Here is a 20,818-nt window from a genome sequence, read left to right as displayed (position 1 = left end):
GAGGGGCCCTTTAAGACAGCTGGATGACATACGAAGATAACCCCACATCTGTGGGGTTGTTTCATATAAGGAGGAGACGGCAGATGTATATCGTGACATCCGACGAAATGAGAGAGCTGGACCGCCGAACGATCGAGGAGGTCGGCATCCCGGCGGTAGCGCTGATGGAGAACGCCGGCAGAGCCATCGCGGAGGAGGTGATCCGGTGGTGCCGGGAGCGCCGTTATGTCAGCGGCGGCAGCTGGAAAGGCGCCGAGTCCAAGAATGGAAGTCAGGGCGATATTGTGCAGGCGGTGCAAGGGGACGCCGCGCTCCGGCTGGAGGAACCGGAGCGCGAGCATTGGCTCGTCCTGGCCGGCAAGGGCAACAACGGCGGGGACGGCCTGGTCGCGGCGCGGTACTTGCGTGAAGCGGGTGTGCGCGTCACGATCGTATACGCCGCAGAGCCCGGCAGCCTCACCGGCGAGGCGGCGCTGCAGCGGGACGCGGCCCGCGCATTGGGCATCCCGGTGCTCGTCCACGGCCAAGACGACGTGGACTTTACCGCCTGCACGGGCATCGTGGATGCCCTGCTCGGCACCGGCAGCCGCGGTGCGCCGCGCGACGCCTACGCCGAGCTGATTGCCGCGGCGAACGGCAGCGGCAGGGACATCGTGTCGGCGGACATCCCGAGCGGGCTGGACGCCGACACGGGGGCCGTGCACGATCCCTGCATCCGTGCACGGCGGACTGTATGCCTCGCGTTCCTGAAGCGAGGCCTGGCGCAGTTCCCCGGCTCGGAAGCCGCCGGGGAGATCGTGGTGCGCGCCATCGGCATCCCCGCGCTGCTGTGCGCGCAGCAGAACGTCAGCGCGTTCCTGCTGACGGAGGAGGTGCTGCGCACGCGGCTTGGGGTCGATACGGCGCGCCGCCGCTCGCCGGACGGCCATAAAGGCACGTACGGCCACGTGCTTGTAGCGGCGGGCAGCCTGCCGATGAGCGGCGCCGGCCTGCTCTGCTCGCGGGCGGCCCTGCGAGCCGGCAGCGGCCTCGTCACCTGGGCGCTGCCCGGTCCGCTGCTGCCGCATATGGCGGGCGCAGCGCCGGAGGTCATGCTCGCCTCGGCGACCGCCGCCGACTGGCACGAGGCCTCCGCCGCCCGTGTGCTCGAGCTGCTGGCCGGGCGCGACGTGCTCGCCGTCGGCCCCGGGCTGGGGCGCTTCGAGGGCGACGGACGCTGGCTGCGCACGCTCTGGGAGGAGGCGGCATGCCCGATGGTCGTCGACGCCGACGCGCTCAACATGCTGGCCGCCAGCGACGACCTGGACGCGTGGAAGCCGCGCCAGGCGGACACAGTACTGACGCCCCATCCCGGCGAAATGGCGCGGCTGGCCGGCTTGTCCACCGCCGAGGTGCAGCGCGACCGGATTCGCCTGGCGTCCGAATACGCCAAGGCGCACCGGGTGACGCTGGTGCTCAAGGGCGCACGGACGGTCATCGCCACGCCGGACGGCGATGCGTTCGTGAACGCGACCGGCAGCCCGGGCATGGCGACCGGGGGCGCCGGCGACGTGCTGACCGGCATCATCGCCGGGCTGCTGGCCCAGGGCGCAAGCGGTCCGCAGGCCGCCGCGTTCGGCGTGTACCTGCACGGGCTTGCCGGCGAAGCCGCGGCGCGGCGCCGTGCCCATCCGGCATCGCTCGTGGCGGGCGATATCATCGAGGCGCTGTAGCCGGCCGGAGCCGCAAAAGCGGTGGCTACAGAAAGCCCCAGCAGAGCAGGGGAACCAGCAGGGCGAAAATCAGCGTGATGAGCGAATCGCGTACAAACAGCTTTTTCCCGACGTAAAACAGCAGCACCGTACACATGCCCGCCACCGTGGAGGCGATATGGTCCGTTCCTGCGGCGTCATGTACATACAGCGCATAGAAGCACAGAAAACCGGCCGCCGCGTAGATCGAGATTTGTTTGTCCCTGGACAGGGGAGGCAGCACGTACAGCACAAAATCCGCCAGAATGGAGGCGGTCATCGCATAACCGTAGACCCAGTAGGACAAGGGAATGGGCAGATCAGTGTCCGATGCCATAGGAAGCTGATCCTGAAGGGGCAGCATGCCGGAGAGTATCACCAGCAGGAGCAGCGTTAAGCCGGCCGATGCGAGCTTGTTCAGGGCGTACAGCCCCGATTTGAGCCTGGACGAGATAAAGGGGGAACGGTCTGAATTCATCAAGTTTCTCTCCTTGTGATTCCATAGTACGTAGTACAGCATAATCGGATGCCGGAGTAAAGGTGACTGGGGATGTCATCTGTAGGCGGCAGAGGTGGTGTCGTGCTGATGAATCAGCGCGAGCTGCTGGAGAACCAGCGCCGGGAAAGGCAGGAGCGCATCCGGAAGCATAACGAATCGCTCCGCGGGAAGGACAGCGAGTCCCTCACCGAATGAAAAAAGTAAAAATTAGCGTGAATATGATCAAAATACCGTCAAAGCTGCTGACGGTATTTTTTTTATAATATCAAGTATAAAATCCAGAGCCATTGCTTCCTGATATTGCAAGAAAAACTTCCGCTAAACGCGGTCTGTCTTCTTTGAGGGTACCTCGATAGACGTTTTTCTTTTAATCAAATCAGGCTTTAAGGAATGCAGAAGAAACGGGGTGTAGAGCTTGGAACAACGAATGGAAACGGCCGCGGCAGCGCCGCCGGGCATAGGGAAACGCACCTGGAAAAGCGGCTCCCTCCAGCGGGGCGAAACGCTGTGGGGAATGCTGTTCGTCAGCCCGATGCTGCTCGGGGTGTTCATCCTCGTGCTGGTGCCGATCGTCGCAACGATGGTGCTCGGATTTGCCGACTGGAACTTTGTGCAGGGATGGAACGGCATCCGATGGGTCGGGTTTGAAAATTTTCGAAATTTGCTTCATGATGACATGTTTATTAAATCGGTCCGCAATAATGTCATCTTTCTGCTGACCGTGCCGGTGTACATGCTCATTTCGATGGTGCTCGCCATCTTGATCGACCGGTTCGTGTACATGAAGAGCTACTTCAAGGTCGCTTACTTCATGCCTTATATTTCGAACGTCGTCGCGGTCGCCGTCGTCTGGCAGGTGCTGTTCCAGCCTTCGTACGGCCCGATCAACGAACTGCTCAAATCGATCGGGGTGCACCATCCGCCGAAATGGATCGCCGATCCGCATTTTGCACTGCTGTCGATCATGATGATTTCGGTCTGGATTTCCATCGGCTTCAACATGATCATTTACATCGCCGGGCTGCAGTCGATTCCGCGCGACCTGTACGAGGCGGCCGACATCGACGGCGCGAACGGTTGGACGAAATTCACCCGGATTACGGTGCCGCTGCTGTCGCCGACGTCCTTTTTCCTGATGGTGACAGGCATTATTTCAACGTTCAAGGTGTTCGATATCATCGCAGTAATGACCCAGGGCGGCCCGGTGGGCTCCACGACGATGATGGTCTGGTATCTGTACGACACGGCGTTCGTCAATCTGAAAGTGGGCTACGCTTCGGCGATCGCCGCCGTTCTCTTTGCCTTTGTCATGCTGATTACACTCGGACAGTGGTCCGCCCAGAAGAAATGGGTCAATTACTAAGCGAAAGGAGCTGAGCGGAAAATGACGACACGTACCGGGCCCGACTGGCGCAGGCTGGTCATCACCGTGGTCATGCTGGCGGTCAGCATCCTGTTTCTGATGCCGTTCATCTGGATGCTGGTCACTTCCTTCAAGATCGAAAAGGACGTCTTCGTCTACCCGATCCAGTGGATCCCAAGGAAATGGAACGCGGTGGCGAATTATAAAGAGGTATGGTTTGGGGATTATCCTTTTTATCTCTATTACTGGAATTCGATCAAGGTGAGCGTGCTGACGACGCTGATCTCCTGCACGGCGTCGGCCCTGGCCGCCTACGGCTTCTCCAAAATCCAGTTTGCCGCCGGGCGCTGGCTGTTCATGATCGTGCTGGTCACCTACATGATTCCGGGGCAGGCTATCCTGATTCCGCAGTTTATTTTATACCGCAACATCGGCTTGTTTGACAGCCACTTTGGTCTGATCATTCTGGGCAGCTTCAGCGTGCTGGGCACGTTCATGCTTCGTCAATTCTTTATGGGCATTCATCAGGAATTCATCGAGTCGGCGAAAATCGACGGCGCGGGCCATCCGCGCATCTTCTCCTCGATCGCGCTGCCGCTCGTAAAGCCGGCGGTGGCGACTTACGCCATTCTGCGTTTTATCTGGACATGGAACGATTACCAGAATCCGCTGATCTTTCTGCGGAGCGACCGGCTGTTTACGATTCCGCTGGCGATGCAGAAGTTTACGTCTTTAAGCGGGGAGTTCTACTCGCTGATCATGGCCGCGGCGGTATCCGCCATTTTCCCGCTGCTGCTGATTTTTATCATTGGGCAAAAAAACGTCATCGCAGGCATTGCCCTCGGTGGAGTCAAGGGCTAGCATCCGTCAAAATAGCAGGATCAACGGTCAATTTAGCGTCATGAGCCGGGGGATTGGCCCCGGTATAATCAAAGCGTCAGATACGGGAAAACGCAGCCGGCAAGCGGTGGGCATACGGAGGCACATGGAGGCACACGGAGGCAGGCAGATAAAGCGGGCATACGGCCCGAGGCCGGTGTTCTGTAGCCGTATGGTAGTTGGCGGTAGAAGCATTTTCACGGGCAAGCATAATCCAAGGGAGGTTATTGAGGGATGAAGAGAAAAAGATGGCTTACCGGCGCGGCAGCCGGCATGCTGCTGATCAGTTTGCTGTCAGGCTGCGGGGGAAGCAGCGGCGGAGGGGATAGCGAAGGGGCGGCGTCCGGCTCCGGCGGATCAAGCGGCGGCCAGGACAAGGTCAACCTGAGATTATACACCTATGGAACCGAGGAAGCTTACAATTGGAGCAAGACGCTCAAAGCCTACGAAGACGCCAACCCCGGCGTCACGATCGAGCTGGTGCAGCTCAGCGAAAAAGGCGATACGCAGGAGGCTTCCAAGAAGCTGGACCTGGAGGCGGCGTCCTCTGCACAGATGGACATCCTGATGTTCAGCGATCCGGCCGGATACGCGCAGCGCGTGGCTTTGGGCATGGCGGAACCGCTGGACGACTACATTGCCAAGGACGGTTATAAGGAAGAGACGGATTATAAAGTCGATACCCGCCTGAACGGCAAAGTGTATGCGCTGCCGGGCAAGTTCAACCCATGGTATGTGCTGTTGAACAAGGACCATTTGGATGAAGCAGGCCTGAGCGTGCCGACGGATTGGACGTGGGACCAGTTTGCCGATTATGCGAAAAAGCTCACCAAGGGCGAAGGCGCAAGCAAGCGCTACGGCACGTACTTCCACGGCCCGCAGGGCGGGGGCTGGCTGGAGTTCCTGAAGCTGAAGATGGAGAATCAGCCGGAAAACTCTGACTTTCTCAAGGCCGACGGCTCCTCGAATCTGGATGATCCCAATTTCCGGGCGACACTTGAGTTACGGCTGAAAATGGAGAAGGAAGACCAGTCCTCTGTTCCGTATACCGATATGATTTCGCAGAAGCTCAATTACCGGACGCAGTTTTTTAACCAATCGGCGAGCATGATCGTGATCGGCAGCTGGATGAATACCGAAATCGGCGGGACGGATAAGGTGCCGCTGGAGTTTAACGTCGCCGTGGCGCCGTTCCCGAAAAACAAAGAGGGCGATCCCACGGGTATCACCCCGGTCACGACCGATTATGTCGCCGTCGCTGCCAAGTCCAAGCATAAGGAAGAAGCCTACAAGTTCGTGCGCTGGTACACGACCGAAGGGCAGACGGTCCAAGGTAAAAATATTCCGGCCTGGAGCCAGGTGAAGAGCGACCAGGTGGAGCAGATCATCGATACAATCCTCGCCGGCACGAAAACCCCGGAGAAGGTCGACAAGAAGTCATTGGTCGACACGCTGGTCGCCTCGAAAGCATCAGCGATCGTACCGCCGGCCTCCTACCAGGCCGAAGTGTTCAAAGCGGTCAACGAGGAATACGAGAAGCTGATCCTCGGCAACCAGGATATCGATGCGACGGTGAAAAACTCGCAGGAGCGCGTGAACAAAATCATCGAATCCAACCAAAAATAATTTTGGTATAATATGATCCAAAAACGGGGGACGGCGATTTCGTCCCTTTTTTGTACCCTGGGGGGACCATCATGATCAACCGGCTGCGGCACTTGGCGCTGCGCTCGATTCGCCACAAGCTCATTTTCGCGTCGATTGTCTGCATTGTCGTTCCCGCGGTCATCAGCCTGATCGTATACAACGGCTTATCGCGGGAGGCGGTGAAGCGGCAGGCCGTATCGAACGCAAGGGATTCGCTGCAGCTGGTGGCCGGATCCGTCACGAACCTGCTGTCCAGCAAGCTGAACATTGCCAACTACATTCAGGTCAATTCTGGTTTGAATACGTACTTCAAGCAAGTCGCCTCAGGCAACGAGGAGAAAGATCCGTACCGCCGGTTCACCGAGGCGAACCGGGTGCTGGAGCAGCTCGACAGCCTGACGGTGGTCGGCGAGCAGACGTATGTGACCGTGCTGCTGACAAACGGGGCGTATTACATGAATTATTCCGTAAGCGATTACAATCCGCCGGACCTGACCCGGCAGCCCTGGTTCAGGCAGATGAAGGAGCTGAGGGGGCTGGAATCTTATTGGACCGGGCCTGAGCGAACCGTCTATGTGCAGGATCAAGCCGATCACCCCTATCAGCTGTCCATTGCCCGGTCGCTGCGGCTGGCCAATTCGGAAATTTACGGCTATGTGGTGGTGTCTTGGGTGGAGGATCAGGTCAGCGGCATCTTTGACCGGCTCTCCAAAGGAAACCGGGTGCTGATGGTCGACGGCTCGGGCACGATCGTATCGGGACCGGCCGGCCAAATCGGCAGGAAGTTTGCTTATGCTGATCTGAACGAGGGAAACAAGCCGTATTCGATTGAACGGATCGATGGGGAGAAGTTCCTGATGGTGGAGCAGGAGATTCCGATGAACGGCTGGCATCTCGTGCTGATGCAGCCGTATCGGGACGCAATCGTGGACCTGAATGCCATCTTCAGCAAAGTATTTCTGTTCGAAATGATCTCGTTCTTCATCTTCCTTCTGCTGCTGATCGTGCTGGTGCGCAGGTTCACGACGCCGCTCGTCCGGCTTGGCAAGGTAACGAACGCGGTGCAGCGCGGCAACCTGGACGTGCGCTCAGGCGTGGCCGGCAACGATGAGATTGGGCGGCTCGGACTGTTATTCGACCAGATGCTGGACCGGGTCAAAGAGATGATCGCCGAGGTGTCGGACCACCAGGCCCGCAAGCGAAGGGCCGAGCTTAAAATGCTGCAGGCGCAGATTCATCCCCATTTTTTGTTCAACGTGTTAAATTCCATCCGGATGAAGGTGATGAAGCGCGGCGATCCGGAGAGCGCCAAAATGATCGGCTCGCTGTCGGTCCTGCTCCGCATGACGATCAGCCGCGAGGACGACGAAATTTTGCTGCACGAGGAGATCGACTTGATTTCCCATTACGTCGCTCTGATGAACCTGCGGCAGAAGGAGGAGGCCGTGCTGCAGCTGGATATTGACCCGGAAGCGTTTCTGATCAAAGTGCCGCGCTTCTTCCTGCAGCCCCTGGTCGAGAATGCGATGATTCATGGGCTGAGTCGCCAGGCGGGCACGATATCGATCCGGGCGGTGACGGAGGCGGAGCGGATCATTCTGACGGTCGCTGACGACGGCGCGGGAATGGAAGAGGAGCGGAGGCAGGAGCTGATGCGGATCCTGAACGGAGCCGCCTATGAAGCGGAGCCTTCGCCGTCAAGCGGCTCCTTTTCAGGCATTGGCCTGCCTAATGTGGCGGAGCGGATGAACATGATGTTTGGCGATGGATTCCAGGCTTGCGTGAACAGCGAGCCGGGGGCCGGAACCGTGATTGAAATGCATATTCCACGGAAGGAGGGGCTGCGGGATGTATAATGTCATGCTGGCCGACGATGATTACCCCGTGATTGAGCTGCTGTCGGAGACGATCCGCTGGGAGGAGCTCGGGCTGAGGCTGATGTCCACCCACGAGAACGGATGGAGCGCCTGGGAGCAGGCCCAGCGCCAGACCCCGGATATTCTCATTACGGATATCGGGATGCCCAAGATGGACGGCTTGGAGCTGTCGGGACGCATCCGGGAGCTGAATCCCGCCGTGCGAATCGCCATTTTGTCCTGTCACAGCGAGTTTCAGTATGCGCAGCAGGCCGTCCGTCTGAACGTACAGGACTACCTGCTGAAGGACACCCTTGACCCGGAGGATCTGGTACAGCGGCTCACCCGGTTCAAGCAGGCGATGGATGAGGAGAAGCAGGCCGGATGGGAGCACAGCCGGATGAAGCGCATGTATGATGAGGCGAAGGAGCTGCGGAAGGAACAGAGCCTGAAAAACCTCATCGATCTGCCCCTGCTGTCCCCGGAGAACTGGAGGAAGGAAGCGGCGGAGTACGGCCTGCTCCGGGAAGGCGAGCACACCCTGCCGGTCGCCGGATTTCTGGAGAACTACCGGCAGGTGAAATACCGCTTCTTCTCGGATCAAACGCTGCGCTTTGCCGTCGGCAACGTCATGAAGGAAGTGCTGGAGAACTTTGCACCATGCGGGGTACACGCGGGTTACGATGCCAGAACCTGGCTGCTGTTTTTCTCCGGCAAGCCGGGGCTTCATCGGAATTTATATGAGGAAACGGCGCAGATGCTGAAGGAAATCCAGTCCGCGCTGCGAAAAGTACTTAAGGTTGACATGTCGCTGTGCATCGGCGAGCCCTGCGCTTCGCCGGAGAGCTTGAAGCAGGCGCTCGGCGGTCTGCTGGCCTCGGGCGGGCTGCGTTTCTATCTGGAACCCGGAGAGACGGTGAAGCTGCGCGTATCAAGGTCGAAGCAGGAGCCGGAGCCGGAGCCGGAAGAGGATGACCTGCCGCCGCGGGACCTGTTCAGCTTCTACGATGAGGCACTTGGCGAGCTGCGCGGGGCCTTGCTGGACCGGGAGCCGCAGGCGATCCGGTCGGCGACGGCTGCTTGGATGGCGAGGATCCGCAAGGAGCGGTATCCGCCGGAGACGGTGAAGGATTGGGTCCTCAAGCTGCTGCTCGATTTGAAGCTGAAGCTTCAAGCCATCCCTTCCGTTTCGACGGCATCTTCCGCGGATACGCTCAATAAGGAAATCGCGGACATCGATTCGCTTGCGGATCTTCATGCCTGGCTGAACGGGCATTTGGAGTCGTGGGCGGCGACCGATTTTGGCGGACATAAGTCCGGCAGACGGCCCGAGATTACCGAAGCCTGCGTGTACGTCACGCGGCGGCTGCACAGCCGGATTTCGCTGGACGAGGTGGCGGAGCACCTTCACATGAACACCAGCTACTTCTGCCGGCTGTTCAAGAAGGAGACGGGCAGCACCTTTATCGAATACGTGACCCGGCTCAAAATGATGCGGGCCCAGGAGCTGCTGGACCGGACGGGAGCGAACGTCGGGGAGATTTGCGAGCAGCTGGGCTATGACAATCAAAGCTATTTCATTAAGACATTCAAATCTTATGCCGGCGTGACCCCGGTCGAATACCGGAGCCGGCTGCGGTGAGGCTTGGACCGCATAAGAGAGGAGGATTCGCAATTGCTGGAATCATCATCCCGTCATGAGCAAGGAAGTCCGTTCCTGAAGGAAGTGGCTCATGACATGGCTCCCGCCGGGCTGGACCTGTATTATCCGGACGGCGACGCGGCCCGTTTCTGGCAGAAGGTCCGGACCTCGGACCTGTATGAAGCGGACCGGCGTGAAATTCAGGCGGAAGGTCAGCGGCTGCTTGGACTGCCGCTGCCTGTATTAACGTACTCGCTGTATGCCGACTTTGCCCGTACCGGGCGCCGGCTTGGGTATGAGCGGGTGTATTTCGAGCGGCGGCGCCGGCTGAACACCTTCGCGATTCTGACGATGCTTGAGCCTGAGCGGAATGAATACCGCGAGGCTCTGTGCGATACGCTGTGGCTTATTTTGGAGGAGTATACCTGGTGTCTCCCCGCCCACCTGGGAGAAGGCGACGCCGGAGGCGAGATCGATTTGTTCAGCGCTGAAACCGGATTTGCGCTCAGCGAGCTTCTGTACCTGGCGGGCGACGATCTGCCGCCCCTGATCCGGAGCCGAATTCGGGATGAAGTGCATCGCCGCCTGTTCGAGCCGTATTTGGCCCGGGAGTTTCACTGGGAGTCGGCCGTACATAACTGGTCCGCTGTGTGCGCCGGATCGATCGGCGCGGCGGCGCTGCTGCTGATGGAGGATGCGGACCGTTTGGCGGCCGTTCTGGCGAAGGCGGAGAGAAGCATGAACTGCTACCTGACGGGGTTCGGTGAAGACGGTGCCTGTCAGGAGGGGCTCGGGTACTGGAATTACGGATTCGGTTATTTTACGTATTACGCCGTTTTGCTCCGGAAGCGGTCCCGTGGACGGCTGGACTGGTTCGCCAGCGACAAGGTCCGCCGCATCGCGCTGTTTCAGCAAAAATGCTTTCTTGGCGGAAGCGCGGTGGCGAACTTCTCCGACTCCAGGCCGAGCGGCAGCATTCAGCCGGGGCTGTCGGATTATTTGGCCGGCCTGTATCCCGAGTTCCAGCGGCCGCCGGCCCGCCTCCGGGCTGCGTTTACGGAGGATCACTGCAGCCGCTGGGCGCCGGCCATCCGGAATCTGCTGTGGCGGAGCGGGGAGCCGGCCCAGAGCGAGTGGGGGCCGTTCTTCGGCTACCTGCCCGACGCACAGTGGCTCATCTGGCGGCATGCCGGCCCCAGCTGCGCGTTCGGCTTTGCAGCCAAAGGCGGGCATAACGCCGAGCCCCACAACCATAACGACCTCGGGCAGTTTATGCTGTACGGGGACGGCGAGTTTTTCCTCGCCGACCTTGGCAGCGGGGAATACACGAAGTCGTATTTCGGACCGGAGCGCTACACCTACGACTGCAACGGCTCGCAGGGGCACAGCGTGCCGATCGTCGGCGGCCAGTATCAGGCCGAAGGAGTGGACAGCCGGGCGGTGGTTGAGGAGGCTTATGCCGATGAGGCTGGAGCTGTGTTTGGCGTGGACCTCACGCAAGCCTATCGGTACGCGGGGCTGGAAGGCCTGCACCGCGCGCTCCGCTGGGAGATGCAGGGGGAGCTGCCGAGTCTGGCGCTGACCGACGAGTACCGGTTTGCAGGAGCGCCAAGCTCGGTGGTGGAGCGTTTTGTCACCCGCGTCCGGCCGCGGCTTGCGGGGGACCGGATCGAGCTCCAAGGATCAGGAGAGCAGGGACTGAAGCTGATCATACATTATGACGGCGGGATGCTCTCGCCGGAGATCACCCGGCGGATGTTTATGGACCATGACGGATGTGAAGCCGAATGGTACACGATCGATTTGACGGTCCGGAAGCCGGAGCCCTCCATCCGGGTTGCCGTCACTTTCGAGTTTGAGCCAAATAACGAGGAAAGCGGGGATCGGCAGTGAATATGACGGAACAGGCCGCGCAGGCGGTATGGGTAAATGAAGCTTGGGGGAAGGCGCTGGATAAAGTCCGGCGCACGAGCCAGCGCATTGGGGCGGGATTTCCCCATGCCAGCCCAAACGGTGAGTATGTGCTGGAACCCCCGCACTGGTGGACGGCGGGCTTCTGGCCGGGGCTGCTCTGGCTGCTGTATAACGGCAGCGGGGACGAGCGTCTGCGGGGGATCGCCGAGGAATGCGAGGCCCGGCTCGATGAAGTGCTGGACGGCTACACCCGTCTCGACCATGACCTCGGATTTATGTGGACGCTGACGAGCCTGGCTTCCTACAAGCTGACGGGAAGCGAGGAGTCGAAGCGGAGGGCGCTCAAGGCGGCCAATTACCTGGCCGCCCGCTTTAATTTGAAAGGCCGGTTCATCCGCGCCTGGAATCCGTGGTCTGCGGGCGAGGACAATGCCGGCGTCGCCATCATCGACTGCGCCATGAACGTGCCGCTGCTGTTCCAGGCATCCGCCATGACCGGCGATCCGCGGTACCGCCACGTCGCCGAGGCGCATATGGACACGGTGGCCGCCGACTTTGTCCGGCCGGACGGCTCCGTGTACCACATCATGCGCTACGACCCGGACACGGGCGAGCGCATCGGCGGCCTCGGCGGCCAGGGTTATGCGCCGGAGTCGGCCTGGTCCCGCGGCACGGCCTGGGCCATATACGGCCTGACGCTGGCTTATCATCATACCGGCAAGCAAACCTATCTGGACACGGCCAAGCGCGTCGCCCACTTCTTCCTTGCCAATCTGCCGGAGGACCACGTGCCGCACTGGGACTTCCGGGCACCGCTGGAAGAAAGGCGGTACCGCGACTCCTCGGCCGGCGCGTGCGCGGCCAGCGGGCTGCTCCTGCTGTCGGAGCAGGTGGGCGAGCTGGAAGCAGCCGTCTACCGTGAGCCGGCCGTGCGCATGCTGGAGTCGCTGTACGCGAATTACGGCGCTTTGGACGATCATGCGCAGGAAGGCCTCATTTTGCATGGGACGAGCCATTATCCGAACCAAACGAATGTGGACGTGCCGCTGATTTATGGCGACTTTTTCTTCGTGGAGGGCCTCGCCCGGCTGCAGGGGAAAGGACCGTTTTATTGGGAATAAGCGTACGTTGTATTGCGGTGTAGGGGCGATGGGTACGCCCAGGGTTGAACGGCCGAACTTGTGTTTACACCTGAATACATGAATGGACGAAAGGAATGGGACTTTAGGGTCTTATTCTTTTTTTTATTTTATATTTTTTTAAACTTAATGAAGGTTGATAACTGTTATTTCAGCAGCGATAAGTTAAATATTTTCCAAAAGCGATTGAAATTTAATGATTGCCATTATATGATTACTTAAAACATTTTAGTTTTATTTAAATAAAATACATGTTGAAAGCGGTTTACAGGTCGATAAAACGGTAAAAAGGGAGGGATCGGTCGCTGGGCCGCGGCAGGCGTCACGATGAAGCAGCACTGTGCGGATCAATGAATGCGTTTTCGTCAAGGTTGAATGATCTTATTTTCTGAAGATTTTATTTGTTGGAGGGAGCAAACATGAACAGAAGGTGGGTTTCGGCATTGTTGATGATGATGCTGTTCGTCACGGTTCCGGGGCAGGTATTTGGCACCGGGCCGGACAGTACGGCGCAGAAAGGCAGCAAGACACAGGAGCAGCAGGGACAGGCGCCGGTGTATCAAAACGTATCCGTGCACGATCCATCCATCGTGAAGGACGGGGATACGTATTACGTATTCGGTTCGCATATTGAAGCGGCCCGGTCAAAGGACCTGCAGAGCTGGACCCGGTTTACGAACGGGTATACGACGCCGGGCAACGTGCTGTATGGCGATCTGGCGCAAAATTTGGCCGGATCGTTCGCCTGGGCCGGACAAAATGATTCGGACAGCAAGGGCGGTTTTTCCGTGTGGGCCCCCGATGTGTTCTGGAATCCCGAATATGTGAATGCGGACGGCACCAAAGGCGCCTATATGCTGTACTTCTGCACGTCCTCGACGTATATCCGGTCGGCTATCGGGTTTGCCGTGTCGCCAAAGATCGAGGGGCCTTATCAGTATGTCGATACCCTGGTGTACTCCGGCTTTACGGAGGGCGATGCCAAGGATAAGGACAGCGCGATCAATAAAAAGTGGACGAACACGAACATTCCGAAGCTGATCGACGCCGGACAGCTCAGCGGGGCAAGCGGTGCCTGGTTCAACGCTGACGGGTCGTTTGCCAACGGCACGTATCCGAATGCGATCGATCCGAACCTGTACTATGACAACAACGGGCAGCTCTGGATGTCTTACGGCTCCTGGTCCGGTGGTATCTTCGTCCTTCCCGTGGACCCGAAGACCGGCAAGGTGAAATATCCCGGCAAAGACGGCAAGACCGCCGACGGACGCCTGGTGGACCGGTATTTCGGCACGAAGGTGGCCGGAGGCTACGGCAAATCGGGCGAAGGTCCGTATGTGGTGTTTGATAAAGCCACCGGCTACTACTACCTGTACATGACCTACGGCTGGCTGGGAGCCGACGGCGGTTACAACATGCGGGTATTCCGCGCGAAGAACCCGGACGGACCGTATGTGGATGCCCAGGGCCAGAACGCCGTGCTGCCCGGAGACACGGACAACGCGCCGTACGGCAACAAGCTGATGGGGAACAACCTGTTTGCCAGAGACGTGGGCGATCCGGGCACCGGCATCGGCGTAGGCTATGTGTCTCCAGGGCATAACTCCGTGCTGCTGGATGATGCGACCGGCAAGCGGTTCCTCGTCTTCCATACCCGTTTCCCGCAGATGGGCGAAGCGCATGAGGTGCGGGTTCATCAAATGTACATGAATGAGGACGGCTGGCCAGTGGTTGCCCCCTACTGGTATGCAGGAGAAACGTTGAGCAAGGTGAACCGTCAGGACCTGATCGGGGAATATAAATTCATCAACCACGGAAAAGGGACGACCGCGGATATCCAGTCCTCCGTATATATCCGGCTGAACAAGGACAACACGATTTCGGGCGATGTGACCGGCACTTGGAAAAAGACCGGGCACAACGAGGCGGAGCTTGTCATTGCCGGTTCGGTGTATAAGGGCGTCTTTGCCAGCGGCTGGGATCCGTTGTCCGAGCGTTATGTCATGACCTTCACGGCTTCTTCGCAGGAGGGCGTGGCGGTCTGGGGCAGCCGGCTTGAAGACAAAACCGATCAGGCGCTGGTTCAGGACGTATACAACGATCTGAGTCTGGGGGATACGGCGAAGGTCGTGTCGGACCTCGCCCTTCCGGCGGAAGGAACCCGGCACACCGCGATTTCCTGGAAGAGCTCGGACGAAGCGGTCGTATCGGCCAAAGGTGAGGTGCACCGTCCGGCGGGCGGCGTCCCGGTTCAAGCGGTGCTCACTGCGACAATCACCAAAGGCGGCGCGTCGCTGACGAAGTCCTTTACGGTGACCGTTCTGCCGTACCAGGACGCCAAGCTGTCTGCTTATTACGGCCTTGATGGCAGCTTTGCGGACAGTCAGGGGCGGTTTGCCGCAGGTACGGTGACCGGCGACCGGATTGACAAGTCCGGCGGCAGCATCACCTTCGCTGAGGGCAGACAAGGCCAGGCCGCCAAGTTCGACGGTGCCTCCGGGATCCGGCTGCCGGACGGTCTGATTTCAAGCAATGCCTATTCGGTTGCGCTGTGGATCAAACCGGAGGAGCTGACGACGTACACGACGGCCTTCTTTGGCGCGAAGGACGGCGACCATTGGGTGAGCCTTGTGCCCCGGGGAGCCGTCGCCAACAATACGATGGTCTGGTCGGGCAGCACGAGCTGGTATGACGGGGCGACCGGACTGACCATTCCGACCGGCGAGTGGTCGCATCTGGCCTTTTCCGTGGAAAACGGCACACTGACTGTGTACGTGAACGGGGTGCAGAAGTTCAAGGGAGCGAACTTCCCGGACTGGTTTACCGGCACGAAGGCAAGCTTTAGCCTGGGCGTCAACTGGTGGGACCTGCCGTTTAAAGGGCTGATCGACGAGCTGCGCGTGTATGATGGCGCGCTGACGCCAGCGCAGGCGGCGGATTTGGCCAAGAACCCCTCTTAAATGAGGGAGGGGCGCGGACACAAATACAAAATTCCGAATATTCTCCAAACTCAACAAGGACCGTCAGGGCAAACGCCCCTGACGGTTTTTTAAGATTATAGAATATGTTTTTATTTGGCAGATGACCCGGGTACCTCCGGTTCATCCTTCAGATCGGAAACCTTGATCACGGGGTACGTTTTAACCGCCCGGTCCAAAGTCTGCTTTTCCATCAGTTTCCCGTCCAAGACCACCGCAGAGATGCTTGTCGTGTTTCGGATATCCTCCAGCGGGTTCTTGTCAAGCAGCACGAGATCGGCGAGCTTTCCTTTTTCAACAGTGCCCAGATCCTGCTCTCTCTCCAAATACTTTGCCGGATTCAGCGTAGCTGTCTGCAAGGCCTGCAGCGGGGTGAGGCCGCTTTTAACCAGCAATTCGAGCTCATCGTGTAAAGATACGCCGTAAATAAAATTGTTCATTTCGTAACTGGAATCGGTGCCTGCCAGCATTGGCACACCGGCGTCGTTCAACTTTGTGACCATGCCCGGCGTGGTGGAGTTGATGGCCGCCAGTAATTCCGCTTGTTCGGGAGACATGGCGCGAATCACTTCGGCCCATTGCTTCTGTACGTCAGTCGGAACGTATTTGGACCGTGGATCGATTTCGGTTTTGGCCATATTCAAGTATGTCACTAAGGTCGGTACAGGCCAGACTCCCTTTTCTTTGAATTTGCGGAACAGCTTGTTCGCCTTTACGGGATCATAGGATTTGGACGCCTCGATCTCTGCCAGCGAGTAACCGGCCAAATCGCTCATGTCGGCATTTTTGAAAATATCGTCTTCAATACTCGAAGTGGCAATAAACAATCCGTGCAGATGTTCAATGCTCTTGAAGCCCAGTTGAATGGCTTCGCTGGCCCGTACTTCTACCGGCAAGCCGTACTTTTGGGCTTCATCCATAACCGCTAGAAACAGAGGACGCGGCAGCCAAGAGTACACCTTGATATGGTCTGCCCCTTTCGCCACATTGAGACGTACGGCTTCGCGCGCTTCTTCCTCTGTCTTCAAGTAGAGCATGTGTGGAGCATCGTCAGCCGGACCTCCATTTAAGGTTGAACCCGCATAGACAAGACGCGGGGCCGGCATACCGGCTTGGATGCTCGTTTTCCACACATCAATGTTTTTTAACGCTGCCCCCATCTCCCGTACGCCGGTTACTCCGTTAGCCAGAAAGAGCGGGAACGCGTTTTTGTAATTATTCTCCAGATGAACATGCATATCCCACAAGCCGGGAATGACGAATTGGCCTGAAGCATCCCGTACTTGCGCGTAATCGGGGACAGCCGTTTGTTTGCTGTTTCCAATATAACTGATCTTGTTATCCTGTATGATAATCGTCTGATCGTTGGTTAACTTTCCGGACGTTACGTCCACGATCGTCGCATGCTGAAGCACCAGCGTCTGCCTGGTGGCAGGCTCAATGCTTGCGTAACCGGTACCTGTACCTCCCGCTAACACGATCAATAATGCCATGAACCCTACTATGGACTTTCTGAAGTTGCACATTTTCTTCTTTAAACTCATCGTTGTCCTCCTCGCAGAAATAACTCATCGATATAACTTGATTGTAGAGTGCAAATCCTGCTTTTTTATTAATCGCTTCTTACAAAAAGCTTACATTTGTAATGGAGGAAGGAAGCCGGGTTGCCAAGGTCTGAAATCTGTGAGGTAATAGATTCAAAAGGTTCGCGGAGGGAATTCATGTTAGGGAATCATGTACTGCTTATCGAGGATGACCGGTCCATTAGTGGAATGGTTGGGCCTTATCTGGAAAAAGAGGGCCACTGCGTCTCGTATGCATACGATGGCACGGAGGCAGAGCGTCTGTTCGCGGTGCAGCCTCTCCGGTACGATCTGGTCATCCTGGATCTGATGCTGCCGGGCAGAAGCGGCATGGAGGTGCTGCGGGCGATCCGCAGTGTCAGCTTGGTGCCTGTTCTGATCCTGTCGGCCAAGGACGGTGAGGTGGACAAGGCGCTGGGCCTCGAATTGGGCGCGGACGATTACATAAGCAAACCCTTCTCGCTGATCGAACTGACCGCCCGCGTGAGAGCGGCCATTCGCCGCTCCAATTATGTCGTGCCAGCGGGACAGGTCTCAGATTCGCCGGAAGAAGGCGAGGTCATTCGGGTCGGAGGGATTGTTATGAATTTGGAGACGTACGGCGTCGAGCGGGACGGCCAGCCCGTGAAGTTGACATCCAAAGAGTTCGGCATCCTGCGGCTGCTCGCGGAGCACCCGGGCAGGGTGTATACGAAAGCCCAAATCTATGCGTCGGTCTGGAAAGATGCTTTTTACGGAGACGATAACATCATTAACGTACATATGCGCCGTTTGCGCGAGAAGCTGGAAGCGGACCCGTCCGATCCTCAATACGTCAAAACGCTGTGGGGCATCGGGTACAAGCTGGAAGCGGACGGGTCATGATCTGGTTCTTCGTGACTTCCACCGCGCTGGTCGGCATTGCCGTGGTCGTGCTTTGGGCGCGCCAGCGCAAACGAAACCGCCAACTCGCGTATCTTCACGGCAAGCTGAACTCTATTATGGATAAAGGCACAAACGAGCGTCTGCTGATATTCGACAGCGATGCTCAGGTGGGGCAGCTCTTGACCGACATGAACCGGCTGCTTGATCGCCTGCATCGGACCAGAGCGCGCTATGCCAATCAGGAGATCGAGATTCGCCGCATGCTGTCCAACATCTCGCATGACCTGAAGACACCGCTGACGGTGGTGCTGGGCTATAGCGAGATTCTTCTTCATGACGGTAGACTGGCTGAGCACGAGCGAGAAACGATGACGGCCAATATCCACGACAAGGCGCAGGAGGTGCTCCGTCTCGTGCATTCCTTCTTCGACCTGGCCAAGCTGGAGGCGGGTGATACGGAGATAGAGCTGACCCGTGTGAATGCCAGTGAGCTGTGCCGATTGAAATTACTGTCCTTTTACGACATGTTTGAGAGCCACGAAATGAGACTAGAGCTGTCCATGCCGGGCGAAGACCTGTATGTCATGGCCGAAGCGGAGGCGCTGGAGCGAGTGCTGGATAACCTGATTACGAATGCGATGAAATACGGGGCCGATGGCAAGCTGCTGGGATTGACACTGGAGCGGTCGGGCGAAGGTAAGGTTGCCATCCAGGTGTGGGACAAAGGCAAAGGCATCCCCGAGAAAGAGCACCACCGAGTCTTCGAGCGAATGTACACACTGGAGGATTCGCGAAATCGCCTCTACCAAGGCAGCGGCCTTGGCCTAACCATTGCGAAGCGGCTCGTTGAGCGCATGGGAGGCACCATCGGCTTGCACAGCGTGCCCCACGAACGGACGGTGTTCACGGTTGTCCTGAAGTCCACCTAGCAAAGGAGAGTACGCAGCGATGACATACATAGCTCGCACGATTGGAGTAACGAAGACCTATGGGGGCACGGAAGTGGTGTCCGACGTCTGCATGAACATCAGGCAGGGTGAAATCTACGGATTTCTCGGGCACAACGGGGCTGGCAAAACGACGCTGATGAGGATGCTGACCAACCTGGTCAAGCCTACCGCGGGCGAGATCGAATTGTTCGGGGAGAAGCTCACGCCTCATTCGTATGAAGTGCTGAAACGCATGGGCAGCGTGATCGATTATCCGTTTTTCTATGACGGTCTGTCGGCTTGGGATAACCTAGATCTGCACTGCGAATATATGGGGTTTCCGGACAAAAAGGTCATTGGCACCATGATGGAACAGGTGGGCCTGAAGGATATAGGCAGGAATCCCGTGCGGGAATTTTCCCTCGGCATGAGGCAGCGGCTTGGCATCGCCCGCGCGTTGGTTACGACGCCAGAGCTGCTCATTTTGGATGAGCCGATCAATGGTCTGGATCCCGCAGGCATCAAGGAGCTGCGCGATCTTCTTAAACGGCTCAGCGCTGAATACCGGATCACGCTGCTCGTCTCGAGCCACATTCTCGGCGAGATCGAGCAGATTGCCGATACGGTCGGCGTCATTCGCGGGGGGCGGCTGATTGAGGAAGTATCAATGGAACGCATTCGCGGACAACACAACGAATACATCGAGCTCCGGCCGACTGACGTTCGCAAGGCGGCGTACGTCATGGAACATCTGCTCGGACTTCGCAATTACAAGCTTGTAGGCGAGCATACGATAAGGGTTTACGATCCAGGCATGAGTCCTTCGGAGCTGAATGCGAGCCTCGTTCGCCACGACGTCGCGATTGAATCGATTTTCAAACGGGCGCACTCTCTGGAGGAATACTTCATGAACCTGATGAAGGGGGATGGAGGCATTGCTTAAACTGATCTCGCTGGAACTTCGGAAGTACCGGTTCTCCCGTCATATTGGCTATGCCGCCATGGCCGGTCTGGCGATCCTTCTGTTCCTGACCCTGCTAGGCATTACCGATTATGGAGCCGAGGATTATGCTTTCTCCACGTTTGCGGGGTCGTTCATGCTGATCGATACCTTCGTCAGGGCAACCTTCATGATATTCGCCGGGGTGCTGCTCTCTACAATGATTGCGTTGGAATACCGAAACAAAACGATGGGCGTGCTCTTTACGTATCCGATCAAACGCCGCAAGCTGATCGCTGCCAAATTGGTCATCATCTTCGTGTTTACGTTCGGAATGATCCTGTTGACCGACGTGCTGATGGGTTCCGTCCTGGTCGTCGTGGATCGTTTCTATCCCTTCATTACGGATTCGCTAACGATGGAGCAGGCACGAGAGCTGCTGCTTGAGTACACCGTCAGTTCGCTGTCGGCTGCCGCGATGGCCCTGATTCCTTTGTTATTCGGTATGCGGAAGCACTCGGTTACGACCACCATGGTCTCTTCCATCCTGCTGGTGCTTATCGTATGCTCCGGCTTTAACGGACCGGTGGTATCCATTGAATCCATCATCGCGATCCACCTGGCCCTAGGAGCCGCGGGCTTGTGCATTGCCTGGCTCTCGATGCATCGTCTGGAAACGAAGGACGTGAACTAGGGAAGAGCGTGGATTCAGACCGATTTGATAGATCGAAAAGGACGCGGCAGAACGAGTGATCCAAATCGAGCCTTCAACGAGGGCCGGGCCGGAAGTCGTTCCTGAGGAGGTTCGCCCGGCGGCCGACTCGTCCGTTCCCGCTCGCTTGGATGGCTTTGTCG

At 58.0% G+C, this 20,818-nt stretch carries 16 protein-coding genes; 14 read left to right on the top strand and 2 right to left on the bottom strand.

Annotated elements, in window-relative coordinates:
* Positions 1-83 precede the first annotated feature (83 nt).
* Positions 84-1,712 (top strand): NAD(P)H-hydrate dehydratase, encoded by a 1,629-nt coding sequence (locus GCU45_RS14175; protein WP_152399407.1) that lies wholly within the window; start codon positions 84-86, stop codon positions 1,710-1,712.
* 25 nt (positions 1,713-1,737) lie between these two features.
* On the opposite strand, the gene GCU45_RS14170 is transcribed toward GCU45_RS14175, so the two are convergent.
* The gene (locus tag GCU45_RS14170) at positions 1,738-2,208 is read right to left on the bottom strand and encodes a hypothetical protein (protein ID WP_152399406.1); all 471 of its coding nucleotides are present in this window, start codon (positions 2,206-2,208) and stop codon (positions 1,738-1,740) included.
* A 72-nt stretch (positions 2,209-2,280) separates the two neighbouring features.
* Between GCU45_RS14170 and GCU45_RS33790 the strand changes: the two genes are divergently transcribed.
* From GCU45_RS33790 to GCU45_RS14130, 9 genes are all read left to right on the top strand, one after another.
* A complete protein-coding gene (locus GCU45_RS33790; RefSeq protein WP_167527139.1) occupies positions 2,281-2,424 on the top strand; it encodes a hypothetical protein in 144 nt (47 codons plus the stop codon).
* 232 nt (positions 2,425-2,656) lie between these two features.
* A complete protein-coding gene (locus tag GCU45_RS14165; protein WP_152403068.1) occupies positions 2,657-3,592 on the top strand; it encodes a carbohydrate ABC transporter permease in 936 nt (311 codons plus the stop codon).
* A 21-nt stretch (positions 3,593-3,613) separates the two neighbouring features.
* Entirely contained in the window at positions 3,614-4,453 is an 840-nt protein-coding gene (locus GCU45_RS14160; RefSeq protein ID WP_105445697.1) for a carbohydrate ABC transporter permease, read from the top strand.
* Between the two features lie 252 nt (positions 4,454-4,705).
* Positions 4,706-6,097 (top strand): ABC transporter substrate-binding protein, encoded by a 1,392-nt coding sequence (locus tag GCU45_RS14155; protein ID WP_076172816.1) that lies wholly within the window; start codon positions 4,706-4,708, stop codon positions 6,095-6,097.
* Positions 6,098-6,168: 71 nt separating this feature from the next.
* Positions 6,169-7,974, top strand: coding sequence for a sensor histidine kinase (locus tag GCU45_RS14150; RefSeq protein WP_152399405.1), 1,806 nt, complete (start codon positions 6,169-6,171; stop codon positions 7,972-7,974).
* Positions 7,967-9,616: a response regulator transcription factor gene (locus tag GCU45_RS14145; RefSeq protein WP_152399404.1), complete on the top strand. Its 1,650-nt coding sequence runs from the start codon at positions 7,967-7,969 to the stop codon at positions 9,614-9,616. The genes GCU45_RS14150 and GCU45_RS14145 overlap by 8 nt, the downstream gene beginning before the upstream one ends.
* Positions 9,617-9,649: 33 nt before the next feature.
* Positions 9,650-11,509: a heparinase II/III family protein gene (locus GCU45_RS14140; protein ID WP_244364567.1), complete on the top strand. Its 1,860-nt coding sequence runs from the start codon at positions 9,650-9,652 to the stop codon at positions 11,507-11,509.
* 2 nt (positions 11,510-11,511) lie between these two features.
* Positions 11,512-12,651, top strand: a complete 1,140-nt coding sequence (locus GCU45_RS14135; protein WP_152403064.1) for a glycoside hydrolase family 88 protein — start codon at positions 11,512-11,514, stop codon at positions 12,649-12,651.
* A gap of 437 nt (positions 12,652-13,088) precedes the next feature.
* On the top strand, positions 13,089-15,629 hold the full coding sequence (locus GCU45_RS14130) for a LamG-like jellyroll fold domain-containing protein (RefSeq protein WP_152399403.1): 2,541 nt from the start codon (positions 13,089-13,091) through the stop codon (positions 15,627-15,629).
* Between the two features lie 110 nt (positions 15,630-15,739).
* Here the strand turns inward: GCU45_RS14130 and GCU45_RS14125 are convergent, their stop codons facing one another.
* On the bottom strand, positions 15,740-17,191 hold the full coding sequence (locus GCU45_RS14125; RefSeq protein ID WP_152399402.1) for an amidohydrolase family protein: 1,452 nt from the start codon (positions 17,189-17,191) through the stop codon (positions 15,740-15,742).
* Between the two features lie 177 nt (positions 17,192-17,368).
* Here GCU45_RS14125 and GCU45_RS14120 point away from each other — a divergent pair, with 177 nt between their 5' ends.
* The 4 genes from GCU45_RS14120 to GCU45_RS14105 are packed head-to-tail and all read left to right on the top strand — an operon-like array spanning position 17,369 to position 20,657.
* Positions 17,369-18,094 carry a response regulator transcription factor gene (locus GCU45_RS14120; RefSeq protein WP_280117543.1) on the top strand — a complete coding sequence of 242 codons (726 nt, stop codon included), beginning with the start codon at positions 17,369-17,371 and terminating at the stop codon, positions 18,092-18,094.
* Positions 18,091-19,023, top strand: a complete 933-nt coding sequence (locus GCU45_RS14115; protein WP_152399401.1) for a sensor histidine kinase — start codon at positions 18,091-18,093, stop codon at positions 19,021-19,023. Before GCU45_RS14120 ends, GCU45_RS14115 begins: the two co-directional genes overlap by 4 nt.
* A gap of 19 nt (positions 19,024-19,042) precedes the next feature.
* Positions 19,043-19,966 carry an ABC transporter ATP-binding protein gene (locus GCU45_RS14110; protein ID WP_152399400.1) on the top strand — a complete coding sequence of 308 codons (924 nt, stop codon included), beginning with the start codon at positions 19,043-19,045 and terminating at the stop codon, positions 19,964-19,966.
* Entirely contained in the window at positions 19,959-20,657 is a 699-nt protein-coding gene (locus GCU45_RS14105; RefSeq protein WP_167527138.1) for an ABC transporter permease, read from the top strand. Before GCU45_RS14110 ends, GCU45_RS14105 begins: the two co-directional genes overlap by 8 nt.
* Positions 20,658-20,818 lie beyond the last annotated feature (161 nt).

The organism is Paenibacillus cellulositrophicus, assembly GCF_009363095.1.
Taxonomy (GTDB): domain Bacteria; phylum Bacillota; class Bacilli; order Paenibacillales; family Paenibacillaceae; genus Paenibacillus_AQ; species Paenibacillus_AQ favisporus.
Note: the sequence above shows the minus strand (reverse complement) of the source record. Positions and strands in the feature narration are given on the sequence as shown.